Here is a 14,199-nt window from a genome sequence, read left to right on the forward strand (position 1 = left end):
ATTCAGCAGAGGGTCAGCGCAGGATCAGCGTTTGACCGCGCCCAGCTTGAGCATCAAGCGCGCATATTCCAGCTGCGCGTGCAGCGCTTCCATCTCCTGCTTCAGCTCCAGCCATTTTGCGACCCGCGCCTGCAGGTTGGGGTCGGGCTGGGGCGCGGCGGGTTGCTTCGGGGTGTCCATGGCCTGCATGGTGCCCGAGCCCGGCCGATCGGCCATCCCCTGCACAGGGGCGGGCGGGCGCTTGCTCACCACGCGGGCTGCTCGGCCAGCAAACCCGTCTTGAGGAAGTAGCTGACGATCTTCTCGGCCCCGCGTTGGCGGTGCGCAACGGTGGCCGGGTGGGCGAGCGCCGCCTGCCGCACTTCGTAGGCATCGGCGATGCCCGCGTCGCGGTACACGCTCGGGTTGTAGTAGTCGGCCCAGCAGGCCTTGAGGAACGCGGCCAGCCATTCCTGGAACGAGGCCAGCTTCTCCGGCGACCAACCCGGGCTGTAGCGCTCGAAGAGCTCCGCGAGGTAGAGGCGTCCGAACGCGAGGTGCCGTGCTTCGTCGATGTGGTGCACCCTGTTGATCTCGCGCACCAGCGGGTCGCAGCGTTCGTCGCGGCCGATGAGCACGTTGTAGAAATCGCCCAGCTCTTCCACGACCATCGCCATGCTGAAGAAGACCACCTCTTCCTGGCCGCGGTCCATCTCCTTCGGGATGGGCAGCTTCTTCTCCGGGTACACCTTGCCGATGTAGCGGTGGCAGAACTCGCCGAACATCACCATGTGCTTGTTCTCTTCATCGAGGAAGTGATGCAGGTACTCGGTGATCTCGCGGTTGTTGCTGGTGCTGTAGAGCCGATGCGCGAGGCCTTGCACGAGGATGCGCTCGCCTTGCAGCACGAGGCTGAACATGTTGGCCACCTCGTGCAGGCTCAGCTTGTGGCGGGTGGCGTCGTCGAGCGTGTCCCAGATCGGCGTGCCGTAGAGCGAGATCAACTCCGGCGGCATGCACCACGCGCCTTCCTGCAGCCGCTCGGGCCAGTCGAAGGCGTTGTAGACGTCGTAGAACTTCCTGCACGAGGCCTTGGACAGGCGCACGGCAAGTTGCGAGGCGGTTTCCGGCGAAGCGGTGTCGGGCGTGGCGGTTTCCATGGCGACATCGTCGTCGCGCCCCTCTCGCCAAAGTTTGATGTTGATCAACCTGCTCCGGCGCCTCCTGCAGCCAGGGGGTGCAGGCACGCCGGTTTAACCTGGATCAAACCGCGCGCACGCCGGCCGCCATCGAATGCCGGCATGCAGATCGACCTCCACGCCAACCAAGACCGGCCGCTGGCCTTCAGCCTCTACTACTTCGGCAGTGACGAAGGCGGGCCGCAGGCCAACGCTCACCGCCGGCTGCTCTTCGAGAGCGCACGCTTTGCCGACGACAACGGCTTCTCCGCCGTGTGGGCGCCCGAGCGCCACTTCCATGCTTTTGGCGGCCTGTCACCCAACCCCTCGGTGATGGCCGCGGCGCTCGCCGCAGCAACGAAGAACGTGCGCATCCGCTCCGGCAGCGTCGTCGTGCCGCTGCATCACCCGGCGCGTGTGGCCGAAGAGTGGGCGATGGTCGACTTCCTCTCCGGTGGCCGGGTCGACCTCGGGCTCGCCTCGGGCTGGTTCCCCAACGATTTCATCCTCGCGGCGCCCGGAAACTACGAGCGGCGCAGCGAGATCGTCTTCGAGCGTGTCGACGAGCTGCGCCGCCTGTGGGCCGGCGAGCCCTTCGAGGCCGTCAACGCGCTGGGCGACCGGGTGCAGCTGCGCACCATGCCGCGCCCGGTGCAATCGCATCTGCCGATCTGGATCACCGCGGCCGGCAACCCGCAGACCTTCCGCCGCGCCGGTGCGATGGGGCTCAACGTGCTCACGCACCTGCTCGGCCAGTCGCTCGAAGCACTGGCCGAGAAGATCGCTGCCTACCGCGAAGCCTGGCGCGAAGCGGGTCACACGGGGGAGGGTACCGTGACCTTGATGCTGCACACCTTCGTCGGCGAGAGCGAGGCCGAGGTGCGCCGCAAGGTCAAGGCGCCGATGCTGCGCTACCTGGCCAGCTCCGCCAACCTCGTGGGCCAGTACACGGCCGCTGTGCCCTTCTTCCAGAAGCAGTGCGCGGCCAGCCCGGCACCCACCACGCAAGACGACCTCAACGACGCACTCGAGTTCTCCTTCGAGCGCTACTACGCCACGAGTTCGCTGCTGGGCACGCTCGACGACTGCCTGGGCATGACCGACAAGCTCAAGGCCATCGAAGTCGACGAGGTGGCCTGCCTGATCGACTTCGGCGTCGACCCCGACGAGGTGCTCGCCGCACTGCCCGCGCTTGCCGAGCTGCGCGATCTGGCGCAGGTGCCGATGAGCGAAGAAGAAATGCTGATGGGCAGCTGAGGGTCCCAAAGCAAGGGCATGGTGAAGAGGCTCACGGCTCACGTGCGCTGAATCGGTGTCCCCCCAACCAGCGGGTTAATTTGCACGATCGTGCAGATTGGCCCGCTGTTTGCTTTGTATGGACTTGTCGGCTCGATTCGAACCACTAGCGGCCCAACCGGGCGCGAGCTGACGACCCCGACGCAGGCGGAGGAGGAGCAAACGTGCATGCCAGCAGGCCCACTGGGCCGGTGGCGTGCGTTGCACTCGATCGCTCTGTAGCAGGGAGAACAGATGAACGCCGCAGCAGTAGAACGGCCCGCACCGGCCGTTGCGCCCACCTGGGAGATCGCCCCCCAGGTGAACCACCAGAACACCATTCCGCGCAACCTCGCGCACAAGCGCCGGCTCGAGAACGTCTACGTCACGTCGCTCAGCCCCGCAGGGCCGAGCAGCGAATTCATCTTCGGTGCGTTCGTGCCCCAATCGAATGCCTACATCAACGACATGCGGGTGCATGCGGGTGACGTCACGCTGTCCATCATCGAGATCGGCCGGCAGATCGGCATCGCGCTCTCGCATGAATACCTGGGCGTCGCGCCGCAGCAGACCTTCGTGCTCGACACCATGGTGTTCGAAGCCTTGCCGCCGTTGCACACCCACGACTGGCTGGCCAACGACAAGCTCTGGGGCCAGGCCCTCATCGACCAGCAGGTGCACAACGCCGAAGGCGAGCTGAGCAGCGCGCGGGCCAACGGGCAGATCTGGTCAGGCACCGACTGCGTGTGCATGCAATCCAGCAACTGGAGCATCCTGCCGAGAGACCGCTACCAGCGCCTGCGCGAACTCAGCCGCAGCCGCAACGTGCGGCGCATGAGCGAAGCGACGGAAACAACGCCGCTCGGCCCGGGCTTCTGGGTGAGCCTCGATGCGCAGCTGCGCCGCGGTGTGCTGGCGCCCGGCCTCTGGGTCAGCAGCAACGCGAGCCGCTTCGTGGCCACGCTGCACGTCGACCAGCGCAACCTCTTCTTCTTCGACCACGACAACGACCACGTGCCCGGCATGCTGGTGCTCGAAGGCATGCGTGCGATGGCACTCGACATCGTCGGCAAGTTCAGCTCGCGCAGCACCGGGCCGGCAGCCCTGCGGCGCATCGAGGTGGGGTTCAAGAACTTCGCCGAGCTCGACGCGCCGGTGCAGCTCGTCGCCTCGCTCGACCCGCATCGCACCGATGGCGAACCGCTGACGCTGCACGTCGAAGCGCGCCAGCTGGGCCGTGTGTTCGCCACGGGCGATTTCATCGCCGCCTGAAACCCATCACCAAGTACACACCATGAGCACCACCTCTTCCCGTTCTCCGTTCGCCCAGGCGATCGCGCTCGTTGGCATCGCAGCCATGCTCTTCGCGGCAGGCCACGCGGCCTTCACGCGCGAGGGTGTCTTCCAGTGGCTCACGCCGGGCATCGCCGTGGCCTACGTGCTGTGGGTCCTGTCGGAGTGGCGCATCACCACCGCCGCCGAGAGCCAAGACACCCGTACCGACCGCTACACCTGCGAAGCCTACGCCAGCGCGCGGTTCCTCACCATGCTGGCCGCGTTCCTGCCCGATGCGCTGTGGTCAGGCCCCGGGCCGTGGCTGCCGATCGGCCTCGCGGTGTTTGCGGCGGGCATCGGCTTGCGCGGCTGGGCCATCGTCACGCTCGGGCGCGCCTACTCGCACCGGGTGCGCACACCCGAGGGCGTGGGCATCGTGTCGCACGGGCCTTATCGCGTGCTGCGGCATCCGGCCTATACCGGGATGCTGCTTGCTCATGTCGGCATCGCCGTGCTGTTCTTCAATGTGTACGTGCTGCTTGCACTGGGCCTGGCCTTGCTGCCGGCACTCGTGCGGCGCATCCGCGTCGAAGAGGCTCACTTGTTGAGCCTGCCCGGTTATTCGGAGTTCGCCGCGGCACGCGCCCGGCTCGCGCCTGGGGTGTGGTGATGGGCGCGCCCCTGCAGCTGGTGCTGCTGGGTGCGAGCGGCTTCGTCGGCAGTGCGTTGCTGCGGCAACTGGAGGGCAGGGCGCATGGCACGCAGGTGCTGGTGCATCGCTCGGTGCCGGCACCCGCCTCGGCGGCGGTGACGCTGCACCCGGGCAGCCTCACCGACCTGCCGGCCGGGCTGTGGCCCGATGCGTCGCATGTGGTGATCCATTGCGCCAGCAAGCAGATCGACCACGACGGCACAGGGTTCGGCATCAACCTGCGCGGCATCGAGGCACTGTGCCGGGCCATCACGCCGCAGACACGCGCCGTGCTCTTCGCCAGCTCGTGCTCGGTCTATGGCGAGGGCGCACAGCGTGGAGTGAACGAAGACGCGCCGCTGCGCCCCGGCACGCCGCTCGCGCAATCACGTGCCGCGTGTGAAGCGCGCTTGGGGCAACTGGCTGCGCAAGGACGCTGCCGTGTCGAGGTGTTCCGCCCCCGCTTCGTGCTGGGGCAGGGTGACCGTCACGTGCTGCCCGGCCTCGCGCGCCTGGTGCGGCGCGGCCTCACGGTGGGGCGAGGGCAGCAGCGCTTCTCGGTGATCGACGTCGACGACTTCGCGCGCGTCCTGCTCGCGCGGGCCGAGGCAGCGATGCAAAGCCTGCCGGGCTTCGAGGCCTTCAACGTGGGCTATTCGAGACCGTTGGCCTTGCATGAGATCCAGGGTGCCTTGGCTGAACGTCTGGGCGTGCCACCACCCCGCTGGCGCATCCCCGTCCACCCCGTGCTGCTCGGCGCACTGGCCTGGCTGCCCGGGCTGCCGGTGCATCGATTGCGGTTGATGGGCCTTGACCACCACCTCGACGTGAGGCGCCTGCACGCCCAACTTCCTGCTCCCTGGCTGGCACTCGACCCGCTCGTTGCGCTGCGGCGTGCCATGCCGTGGGCGATCCCTTCTCCACAGGAGACCTTCGCATGACTTCCCCCATCCTCACCGACTACGGCCGCATGCCCCTCACGGCGGTCGGCGCCAAGTTCGCCCACCAGGCCACGCTGCGCAAGCTCGGGTTGCCGGTGCCCGATTTCTTCGTGCTCAGAGCCAGTCTTTTTGCCGAGCTGGTGCGCCCCAAGCGTGCGCAGCTGCAGGCCCTTCTCGCACAGGTGCGGCTCGACGACCGCGCCAGCATCACGCGCACGGCACACGCCATGCAGGCCGTGGTGCGCGATCTCGTGCTGCCGGCCGCCTTGTGCGACGACATCGAGCGCCAGTTCGACCGCCGCTTGCCCGATGCGCAGTGGGTCTCGGTGCGCGCCTGCATGGTGGCGAGCCGTGCCGAGCACAGCGAAGACTCGGTCGCCAACCCCTTCGCCGGCATCAGCGAAACCCACCTCTACGTGCCGCGGGCCGCCGTGATCGACCGTGTGCGCGACTGCTGGGCCTCGGCCTGGTCGGAGAAGGCGCTCACCTACCGCCTCTCGCAGGGCATGGATGCACTCGACGTGAGCGTGGCCGTCGGCGTGCAGCGCATGGTGTTCGGCGAGCGCTCGTTCGTGATGTTCACCTGCAACCCCAACACCGCCGCGCGTGACACGCTGCTCGTGGCCGGCCACGGCATCGGCGAAGGTGTGGTGCAGGAGGCGGTGCCGGTCGACCACTATTTCGTCAACGCCAAGACCGAGGCGATCGAGCGGGTGATCGCCGATAAGACCAAGGCGCTGGTCTTCGACGAGGTTCGCGGCCAGGGGCTGTGCGAGCAGACGGTCCATGAGGCCTGTGCCAAGGCGGCCTGCCTGTCCGACGACGAGATTCTTGAACTGCGCCGCCTCGGCCAGCGCATCGAGAAAGCCTTCGACTGGCCGCAAGACATCGAAGGCACCATCGACGCCGACGGCCAGATCCACATCCTGCAGGCGCGGCCGGTGTCGATCGACTTCACCACCAAGCGCGTGTGGACCGGGCTCAACGTGACCGAGAGCTACCCCGGCGTGTCGAGCCCCCTCACCTACAGCCTGGCGCGTCTCTTCTACCGCGTGATCTTCCGCGACATCTACCGCCGTGCCGGCGCGAGCGACCGGCTGCTCGCCGATCACCACCACCGGCTCGACCGGATGATCGGCTACGTCAACGGCCGCATCCAGTATTCGCTCAACGCCTTCTATTTGCTGCATGGGCTCGTGCCCATCTTCCCGTGGCTGGCGCGTGCGTGGGAAAACATGGTGGGGCTCAAGACCTCGTACTTCATGCACGCCGGCGAAGCGCCTGCCGAGCAAGGTCGATGGGCGAAGCGTTGGCAGGTCGCGCGCGCGATGGGCACCTTCTGCGTCGAGTTCGTGATGCTGCCGCGACGCATGCGCTCCTACAAGCAGTGGTGGCAGCAGCGTGCGTTGCAGTCGCGGGCCGTGCTGGCCGCCAAGCCCGACGCACTGGCCCTCGCCGAGGAGTTCCACCGCCTGTGGCGCGACGTTGGCCAGCAGTGGGGCGTGACACTCGTCAACGATGCCTACATCTTCACGCTGCACGCGGTCGTCAACGCGCTCTTCAAGCGCTGGAAGCTCGACGACGACCCCGCCTTGCTCAGCAACCTCTTGTGTGGCGACGACAAGGTCGAGAGCGTGGAGGTCTTCCTCTCGGTGCTGCGCATCGCCGAGCACATCCGCGCGCGGCCGGCGGTGGCCGACGCCTTTCTCGGCAGCGATGACGCCACGCTCGTGCAGCGCCTGCGCGAGCGCACGCTGGAGCCCGCGCTGATGGCCCTCATCGACACCCACATCGCGCGCTATGGCGACCGCTCGATGGAAGAGCTGAAGATGGAAAACGCCAGCCTGCGCGAAGACCCGAGCGTGCTGCTGAAGGGCATCCGCCGCTTCGTGCGTTCGGAGCTTGACGCCGAGGCCTGCCGCCAGGCCGAGCTCGGCAAGCGTGCCGAGGCCGAGGCGGCGTTGAGCGCAAAGCTCGGCCGCATCTCGCTGCGCCGCCCGTTGCTGCGCTGGATGCTCCAGCTGCTGCGCGAGGTCATCGCCCACCGCGAGAACTCGCGCTACTGCCGCAGCGAACTCTTCGGCATCTGCCGCGACATCTTCCATGCGCAGGCGCAGCACCTCATCGCTCGCGGTGCGATCACGAAGCGCGACGAGGTCTACTGTCTGACGGTCGACGAGATCCTCGGCTTCACCGATGGCACGGGTGTCGACGAGTCCTTCCACGCCACGGTGGTGCGCCGACGCGAGCAACTCGCGGCCTACGCTGCGAACGAAGTGCCCGAGACGCTGGTCACCGACGGCGCGTTGCGCAACAACCCGCTCACCCGTGCTCCCTTCGACCCCGCGCAAGCCGACCGCCAGCTGAGCGGCCTCGGCTCCAGCATGGGCGTGGCGCGTGGCAAGGCGCGGGTGGTGCGCGACCCGCACAGCGTCGACGAGCTGCCGCCCGACACCATCCTCGTCGCCCGCGAGACCGACCCCGGCTGGCTCTTCCTCATGCTGGCCTCGAAAGGCATCGTGGTCGAGCGCGGCAGCATGCTCTCGCACACCGCGATCACCGGGCGCAAGTTCGGCATCCCCACCGTGGTGGGGGTCGACGATGCGTGCAGCCGCATCCCCGATGGCGCGGCGATGGAGATCGACGGTGGCAGCGGCGCGGTGCAGTTGCTGCATTGAGCCGGGGGCAGCACATGGTCTTCCAGCCTCTCGTGGCCCTCAGCAGCCGAGCCAGGCGAATGATTGTGTTCGCCATCGAAACCCACCCGCCGCTGGTCTACGCCCTGGTGGCGGGTGGGTGGTCGACTTCCCTCCTGCTGATGCTCAGCGGTCTGGCCGACACACCGCTGCCGGCCAGCGCGCCGTGGGTGGCCGTGGTCTTCTTCCTGGTGCTGCTCTACCTGCGCGCCATCGACGAGATCAAGGACCTGCCCTACGACCGGCTGCACAACCCCGACCGGCCGTTGGTGCGTGGTGCCATCTCCGAGCCCGAGGTGGCATGCCTCGCCACCGGGGTGGCGGTCGTGGTGCTGGGGCTGAGCCTGTGGCTGTCGCCGCTGCTCGCGGTGCTGGCCGCCTTGCAGCTGGCCTATGGCCTTGGTCTGCTGATGCTGGAGCGGGCTTCACGCCGCGTCCGCGAATCCATCCTGCTCAACCTGTGCATCACCTTCCCGGTGAGCGCGGTGCTCAACCTCTACGCCTGGGCCTACCTCGCCGCCCCTGCGCTGGCGCAGGCCTGGCCGGTGCTGGCGCTGCACATGGCGGTGTTCCTGCACATGGAGTTCGGCCGCAAGCTCAAGTGGCCGCAGCATGCGCAGGCCGGTGACAACGGCTACGTGCAGGCGCTGGGCGTGCGGGGCGCGGTGACGGTCTGCATGCTGACGGGGCTCGCGGCCTGCACGCTGGCCAGTGGCGTGCACCTGCGCCAGGGAGCCGGCGCGGCGGCGCTGCTGCCGTGGCTGGCGCTATTGCCTTCGGTGGCCGGGTTGCGCCAGTTCTGGCGCAACCGCTCGCGGGCGCAGCCACGGGCCCTCAAGCCCTGGTTCGGCGCGGCGATGGTGCTGTTCTTCCTGGTCAACGTGCTGGCGGCGTTTCCAGGATGAAAAAGAGAAAACCGGCACTGAGGCCGGTTTTGATGGGTGTTTGGTGGTGGAGAGGAGGAGGATCGAACTCCCGACCTTCGCATTGCGAACGCGACGCTCTCCCAGCTGAGCTACCCCCCCACAAACGAGCCGGAGTCTATCAAAAGAAGGCGTCGGGCGGGCATTGCGTGGGGCTTGGTGTTGGGCGCAGAAGGGGTTAGAAACGCGCCATGACCACATTCGACCCCGACTGGCTCGACGTCCAATACAACAACCGGGCCCGGGTGCCGGGGTACCAGCAGATCTTCGATCGCTGGCGCACCGCGTCGGCACGGGTGCGCGAGGGCATGACCTGCGTGACCGACGTGCCCTACGGCACCGGGCCCGACGAGACGCTCGACATCTTCCCCGCCGCCGAGCCGCGCTCGCCGGTGTTCGTGTTCATCCACGGCGGGTGGTGGCGCAGCCTCGACAAGTCCGACCACTCCTTCCTCGCGGCGAGCCTCGTCGCGGCCGGGGCGATGGTGGTGATGCCCAACTATTCGCTTTGCCCGGGCACGGACGACGCGCCGGTCCGCATCGAGACCATCGCCCTGCAGATGACGAAGGCCATCGCCTGGATCTACCGCAACGCGGCGCTCTATGGCGGCAGCCCCGGGCGCATCGTCGTCTCGGGCCACTCGGCGGGCGGGCACCTCGCCGCGATGATGCTGTGCTGCGAGTGGACGGAGGTCGACAAGCGCCTGCCCATGCAACTGGTGAGCCGGGCGCTCGGCATCTCGGGCGTCTACGACTTGAAGCCCATCCAGCAGACGCCCTTCCTGAAGCCCGACCTGCGGCTCACGCCCGAGGCGGTCGACCGGCTGAGCCCGGCGCGGTTTCGGGCGCCGCGCGAGGCGCGCTTCTACGCCACCGTGGGCGGCGACGAGAGCGAGGAGTTCCTGCGCCAGAGCCAGCTCTTGCAGATGGCCTGGGGCACGCAGGTCGTGCCGCGCTACGAGCCCGTGCCGGGCACCAATCACTTCACCGTGCTGCACGACCTGGCCGACCCGGAGGGCCGGTCGCACCGCATGGCGCTGGAGCTGATGGGGCTGCCTCGCGTTAACCCTGAGAGGGACGTCTGAAAAGAGAGACGCCTGAAAAATAGGGCGCTGCTATCGCGTCGAATTGAATCTTTGTATTGGCGGCGCGAAACCCGCTGCGGTACGGTTGCCTGCGTTGGTGCCGTCATGCCAACTGTTCACCATTCATTAGGAGAGCAACGATGGCCAGCTTGAAAGGGTCCAAGACCGAGCAGCACCTGAAAGACGCCTTCGCAGGAGAGTCGCAGGCCAACCGCCGATACCTGTATTTCGCGAACAAGGCCGACATCGAAGGCCAGAACGACGTGGCAGCACTGTTCCGCTCCACCGCCGAAGGCGAGACTGGCCATGCGCATGGCCACCTCGAGTTCCTCGAAGCCGTGGGCGACCCGGCGACGGGCCTGCCCATCGGCTCCAGCCGCAACAACCTGAAGGCCGCCGTGGCCGGCGAGACGCACGAGTACACCGACATGTACCCGGGCATGGCCAAGACGGCGCGCGACGAAGGCTTCGACGAGATCGCCGATTGGTTCGAGACGCTGGCCAAGGCCGAGCGCTCGCACGCCAACCGCTACCAGAAGGCCCTCGACGCGCTGGTCGACTGACCACCGCGCCCAAGAGCCAGCAGTTCCGGCCCCGCTTGCGGGGCCGGCTTGTTCTTGCAGGAGAAGAAGCACAAGACAGGAGCGCGCATGAGCACACGGGAAGGCAACCTCGAGGCACCCACCCGGCACCCGATCGACTGGCAAAACCCGGAGTTCTATGACGAAGCGAAGTGCATCCAGGAAATGGAGCGCATCTTCGACATCTGCCACGGCTGCAGGCGCTGCGTGAGCCTGTGCCAATCCTTCCCCAACCTCTTCGACCTGGTCGACGCCACCGAGTCCGGTGAGGTGGAAGGCGTGGCCAAGGCCGACTACTGGAAGGTGGTCGACCAGTGCTACCTGTGCGACCTCTGCTACATGACCAAGTGCCCCTACGTGCCGCCGCACCCGTGGCAGCTCGACTTCCCGCACACGATGCTGCGGGCCAAGGCCATCAAGTTCAAGAAGGGCGAGGTGAAGACCGGCGAGAAGCTGCTCGCCTCGACCGACGTGCACGGCCAGTTCGCCGGCATTCCCATCGTCGTGCAGGTGGCCAATGCGCTCAACAAGACGAAGCCGATGCGCAAGGTGCTCGACTCGGCGCTCGGCGTGCACCCCGATGCGTGGCTGCCCGATCTCGCCACGAGCCGCTTCCGCTGGAGCGCCAAGAAGCGAGGCGACGCGAAAGACGTGAAGAACGGCGAACGCACGCCGGGCAAGGTGGCGGTCTATGCCACCTGCTACGTCAACTACAACGAGCCCGGCATCGGGCATGACCTCGTGAAGCTGCTGGAGCACAACGAGATCCCCTATGAGCTCGTGAGCAAGGAGTCGTGCTGCGGCATGCCCAAGCTCGAGTTGGGCGACCTCGACGAGGTGGCCAAGCACAAGGAGGCCAACATCCCCGTGCTCGCGCGTTATGCGAAGGAGGGCTACGCCATCCTCTCCGCCATCCCGAGCTGCACGCTGATGTACAAGCAGGAGCTGCCGCTGATGTTCCCCGGAGATGCCGACGTGGCTGCGGTGCAGGAGGCGATGTACGACCCCTTCGAGTACTTCATGGCGCGGCACAAGGACGGGCTCTTGAAGACCGACTTCAAGCAGCCACTCGGCAAGGTGAGTTACCACATCCCCTGCCACGGACGTGTGCAGAAGATCGGCCGCAAGACTGAAGAGATGTTCAAGCTCATCGGCGCGGCCGTCACCGTGCAGCTCAACACGGTCGAGCGCTGCTCCGGCCACGCCGGCACCTACGGCGTGAAGACGCCCACGCATCCGGTCGCGATGAAGATCGGCAAGCCCGTCTTCAAGAGCATGGCGAAGGATGAGCCCGACTACATCAGCTCCGACTGCCAGCTCGCCGGCCACCACATCGCGCAAGGCATGCAGCAGCAGGGCTCGCCCGAAGCGAGGCTGGCGCACCCGCTGAGCCTCGTGCGCATCGCCTACGGTCTTTGAAGAAAGATCTCGACATGACCATCACGAGAGACAGCCTGCTCACGCTCGAGGCCTACGCCAAGATCCGCAAGTCGAGCGCGCCCGAGATCATCGCCCACCGCAAGCGCCGCACCGTGCGCCTGGGCGAGCACATCTCGCTGCAGTTCGAAGACGAGACCACCATCCGCCGGCAGATCCAGGAGATGCTGCACATCGAGAAGATCTTCATGGAAGAGGGCATCCAGGGCGAGATCGACGCCTACCTGCCCCTCGTGCCCGACGGCAGCAACTGGAAGGCGACCATGCTCATCGAATACCCCGACGTGCACGAGCGAAAGCGCGAGCTGGCCCGCCTCATTGGTGTGGAAGACCGCATGTTCGTCGAGGTCGAAGGCCACGCGCGCATCTACGCCATCGCCGACGAAGACCTCGACCGCGAGAACGACGAGAAGACCTCGGCGGTGCACTTCGTGCGCTTCCAATTCCCGCAGGCCGCGAAGGAGGCAGTGCGCGCGGGTGCGCAGGTGAAGCTCGGCTGCGACCACACGAACTACCCCGCGCACGTGCAGATCGCGCCCGAGACGCTGGCGAGTCTGGCGGGCGACTTGCGCTGACACGCTTCCCACAAGCGTGGCGGCGCATCCCTGCGCCGCGAACAGACATTTCCTACACCCGGCGGCGGCTCGGGCCGATGTCGGCCGGGCGGTGCTGTTCCTAGAGTTGCGTTCACGGGGGTCAGCCCCGCTCTCCACAAATCGAAAGGAAGCCTCATGAACGCATTCAAGACCACCACCACCGTCGCTGCGCTGGCCGCCGTGTTCGCGCTGTCGGCCTGCGACCGCAACGCCGACGAGCGCACCGCCGGCGAACGCCTGGACGGCGCCGTCGCGAGCGCCGAGCAGCGTGCCGACGAAGCCAAGTCCGACATCCGCCGCGAGACCGCCGAAGCCAAGTCCGACATCGCCACCGCAGCCAACCAGGCCGGCGACAAGATGAAGGACGCGGCCATCACCACCAAGGTCAACGCCGAGCTGGCGCGCGACAACGACCTGAGCGCGATCAAGATCAACGTCGACACCGCCGCCGGCCACGTGGTGCTGCGCGGCACGGCGCCCAACGACGCGGCCCGCGACCGCGCCACCACCATCGCCCAGCGTGTGGACGGCGTGCTCTCGGTCGACAACCAGCTCACCGTGGGTCAGCAGGGCTAAGCGTCCGCAGCGCGGTCACACCCTGCCAGCCGCCGCTCACGCCAGTGCGTGATGCGGCGGCTGTTTCATTTGGGAACGCGCTCGCTGTCGTTGCATCGCCTGCAGGCACGCCGTTCGCCAAGAGGAGCGATCAACCGCTCACATCGAGACCCGCATGCAACGCGAACTCCACCTGGCAGGCCCGCAAGACGTTCTCTACATTGAGGACCACCCGACCAACGTGCACCTGATGCAGGCGCTCTTCAAGCGCTGCCCGCATCTCAAGCTCGTGGTGGCGCAAGACGGCCGCGAGGCGCGCCGCCTGGCCGACGAGCTGCGCCCCGGCCTGCTGCTCGTGGACCTGCGCCTGCCCGACTGCCACGGCAGCGATCTCCTCGAAGAGCTGCGCCACCGCGACGGCTACGCCGACATCCCCGCGGTGGCCGTCACCGCAGAGCCCGCGTTTCGCATCGAAGGCACGAGCTTCTGCGAGGTGTGGCCCAAGCCGCTTGATCTCGCTTTCGTGCTCGACCGGCTCGACCAGTTCGCCGCCAACGGCCCCTTCTTCGCCCACCTGCAGCGCACGCCCGCTGTGCTCCACCATGAATGAGGACGTACCGAGATGAACCTCTGCAGCTTCTCCCACCACGCCGGCGGCGCGAACACGCCGCAACCCGTGCCGCCCATGCCCTCGTTGCCGATGCCGCCCATGCAGCCTCTGCTGGAAGAGGCGCCACCCGAGATCACGGAGCCGCCGCTGCCCGGGCACTTCCCCTTGCTCGGCAACGCCCCGCACTGGCATTGATGCGCTGCAACTCTTACGGGTAAGCCCGAAAGCATCCGGTATTTCTGGGCAAGCAGCGTGCCCAAACACGCCGGCTGCATGCGCGAAACCCTCGACTTTCGCGTAAACCCGGTGGCACCGCGTTTGCCCAAGGCTCGCATCCACCAACCAACAGAGGGTGCCGCTTGGGAATCACGCGTTTT

The 14,199-nt window shown here is 67.2% G+C and carries 15 protein-coding genes and 1 tRNA gene; 13 read left to right on the forward strand and 3 right to left on the reverse strand.

Translation table 11 applies throughout. The annotated features are described in order from the left end of the window. Positions 1-24: 24 nt before the first annotated feature. Together KF892_23145 and KF892_23150 are read right to left on the reverse strand one after the other, a co-directional pair. The gene (locus KF892_23145; GenBank protein ID MBX3627925.1) at positions 25-249 is read right to left on the reverse strand and encodes a hypothetical protein; all 225 of its coding nucleotides are present in this window, start codon (positions 247-249) and stop codon (positions 25-27) included. Then, positions 246-1,139 (reverse strand): diiron oxygenase, encoded by an 894-nt coding sequence (locus KF892_23150; GenBank protein MBX3627926.1) that lies wholly within the window; start codon positions 1,137-1,139, stop codon positions 246-248. The genes KF892_23145 and KF892_23150 overlap by 4 nt, the downstream gene beginning before the upstream one ends. A 141-nt stretch (positions 1,140-1,280) precedes the next feature. Between KF892_23150 and KF892_23155 the strand changes: the two genes are divergently transcribed. The 6 genes from KF892_23155 (at position 1,281) to KF892_23180 (ending at position 8,940) form a co-directional block, all read left to right on the forward strand. Continuing rightward, positions 1,281-2,414, forward strand: a complete 1,134-nt coding sequence (locus KF892_23155; GenBank protein MBX3627927.1) for an LLM class flavin-dependent oxidoreductase — start codon at positions 1,281-1,283, stop codon at positions 2,412-2,414. Positions 2,415-2,687: 273 nt separating this feature from the next. Beyond that, positions 2,688-3,704: a hypothetical protein gene (locus KF892_23160; GenBank protein MBX3627928.1), complete on the forward strand. Its 1,017-nt coding sequence runs from the start codon at positions 2,688-2,690 to the stop codon at positions 3,702-3,704. Positions 3,705-3,726: 22 nt separating this feature from the next. After that, positions 3,727-4,377: an isoprenylcysteine carboxylmethyltransferase family protein gene (locus tag KF892_23165; protein MBX3627929.1), complete on the forward strand. Its 651-nt coding sequence runs from the start codon at positions 3,727-3,729 to the stop codon at positions 4,375-4,377. After that, positions 4,377-5,339: an NAD(P)-dependent oxidoreductase gene (locus KF892_23170; protein MBX3627930.1), complete on the forward strand. Its 963-nt coding sequence runs from the start codon at positions 4,377-4,379 to the stop codon at positions 5,337-5,339. The genes KF892_23165 and KF892_23170 overlap by 1 nt, the downstream gene beginning before the upstream one ends. Beyond that, entirely contained in the window at positions 5,336-8,017 is a 2,682-nt protein-coding gene (locus tag KF892_23175; protein MBX3627931.1) for a hypothetical protein, read from the forward strand. Before KF892_23170 ends, KF892_23175 begins: the two co-directional genes overlap by 4 nt. Before the next feature lie 59 nt (positions 8,018-8,076). Further along, positions 8,077-8,940: a UbiA family prenyltransferase gene (locus KF892_23180; protein MBX3627932.1), complete on the forward strand. Its 864-nt coding sequence runs from the start codon at positions 8,077-8,079 to the stop codon at positions 8,938-8,940. Positions 8,941-8,984: 44 nt separating this feature from the next. On the opposite strand, the gene KF892_23185 is transcribed toward KF892_23180, so the two are convergent. Next, a tRNA-Ala gene (locus KF892_23185) sits at positions 8,985-9,060 on the reverse strand. 89 nt (positions 9,061-9,149) lie between these two features. Between KF892_23185 and KF892_23190 the strand changes: the two genes are divergently transcribed. From KF892_23190 to KF892_23220, 7 genes are all read left to right on the forward strand, one after another. Further along, the gene (locus tag KF892_23190; protein MBX3627933.1) at positions 9,150-10,043 is read left to right on the forward strand and encodes an alpha/beta hydrolase; all 894 of its coding nucleotides are present in this window, start codon (positions 9,150-9,152) and stop codon (positions 10,041-10,043) included. 140 nt (positions 10,044-10,183) lie between these two features. Beyond that, on the forward strand, positions 10,184-10,606 hold the full coding sequence (locus KF892_23195) for a rubrerythrin family protein (protein ID MBX3627934.1): 423 nt from the start codon (positions 10,184-10,186) through the stop codon (positions 10,604-10,606). Between the two features lie 87 nt (positions 10,607-10,693). Next, entirely contained in the window at positions 10,694-12,043 is a 1,350-nt protein-coding gene (locus KF892_23200) for a Fe-S oxidoreductase (GenBank protein MBX3627935.1), read from the forward strand. A gap of 14 nt (positions 12,044-12,057) precedes the next feature. Further along, a complete protein-coding gene (locus tag KF892_23205) occupies positions 12,058-12,636 on the forward strand; it encodes a DUF3501 family protein (protein ID MBX3627936.1) in 579 nt (192 codons plus the stop codon). A 156-nt stretch (positions 12,637-12,792) separates the two neighbouring features. Continuing rightward, a complete protein-coding gene (locus KF892_23210; protein ID MBX3627937.1) occupies positions 12,793-13,233 on the forward strand; it encodes a BON domain-containing protein in 441 nt (146 codons plus the stop codon). Positions 13,234-13,387: 154 nt separating this feature from the next. Then, positions 13,388-13,822 (forward strand): response regulator, encoded by a 435-nt coding sequence (locus KF892_23215; GenBank protein MBX3627938.1) that lies wholly within the window; start codon positions 13,388-13,390, stop codon positions 13,820-13,822. A gap of 12 nt (positions 13,823-13,834) precedes the next feature. After that, on the forward strand, positions 13,835-14,017 hold the full coding sequence (locus tag KF892_23220) for a hypothetical protein (GenBank protein ID MBX3627939.1): 183 nt from the start codon (positions 13,835-13,837) through the stop codon (positions 14,015-14,017). Positions 14,018-14,199: the final 182 nt, after the last annotated feature.

The sequence above is a fragment of the Rhizobacter sp. genome (assembly GCA_019635355.1).
Taxonomy (GTDB): domain Bacteria; phylum Pseudomonadota; class Gammaproteobacteria; order Burkholderiales; family Burkholderiaceae_C; genus Rhizobacter.

Bases quoted from the DNA above. Each gene is read 5' to 3' on its own strand.
- KF892_23210 (MBX3627937.1), top strand. From the start codon at position 12,793: ATGAACGCATTCAAGACCACCACCACCGTCGCTGCGCTGGCCGCCGTG.
- KF892_23150 (MBX3627926.1), bottom strand. From the start codon at position 1,139: ATGGAAACCGCCACGCCCGACACCGCTTCGCCGGAAACCGCCTCGCAA.
- KF892_23220 (MBX3627939.1), top strand. From the start codon at position 13,835: ATGAACCTCTGCAGCTTCTCCCACCACGCCGGCGGCGCGAACACGCCG.
- KF892_23170 (MBX3627930.1), top strand. From the start codon at position 4,377: ATGGGCGCGCCCCTGCAGCTGGTGCTGCTGGGTGCGAGCGGCTTCGTC.
- KF892_23165 (MBX3627929.1), top strand. From the start codon at position 3,727: ATGAGCACCACCTCTTCCCGTTCTCCGTTCGCCCAGGCGATCGCGCTC.
- KF892_23160 (MBX3627928.1), top strand. From the start codon at position 2,688: ATGAACGCCGCAGCAGTAGAACGGCCCGCACCGGCCGTTGCGCCCACC.
- KF892_23175 (MBX3627931.1), top strand. From the start codon at position 5,336: ATGACTTCCCCCATCCTCACCGACTACGGCCGCATGCCCCTCACGGCG.
- KF892_23215 (MBX3627938.1), top strand. From the start codon at position 13,388: ATGCAACGCGAACTCCACCTGGCAGGCCCGCAAGACGTTCTCTACATT.
- KF892_23205 (MBX3627936.1), top strand. From the start codon at position 12,058: ATGACCATCACGAGAGACAGCCTGCTCACGCTCGAGGCCTACGCCAAG.
- KF892_23155 (MBX3627927.1), top strand. From the start codon at position 1,281: ATGCAGATCGACCTCCACGCCAACCAAGACCGGCCGCTGGCCTTCAGC.
- KF892_23190 (MBX3627933.1), top strand. From the start codon at position 9,150: ATGACCACATTCGACCCCGACTGGCTCGACGTCCAATACAACAACCGG.
- KF892_23200 (MBX3627935.1), top strand. From the start codon at position 10,694: ATGAGCACACGGGAAGGCAACCTCGAGGCACCCACCCGGCACCCGATC.
- KF892_23195 (MBX3627934.1), top strand. From the start codon at position 10,184: ATGGCCAGCTTGAAAGGGTCCAAGACCGAGCAGCACCTGAAAGACGCC.
- KF892_23180 (MBX3627932.1), top strand. From the start codon at position 8,077: ATGATTGTGTTCGCCATCGAAACCCACCCGCCGCTGGTCTACGCCCTG.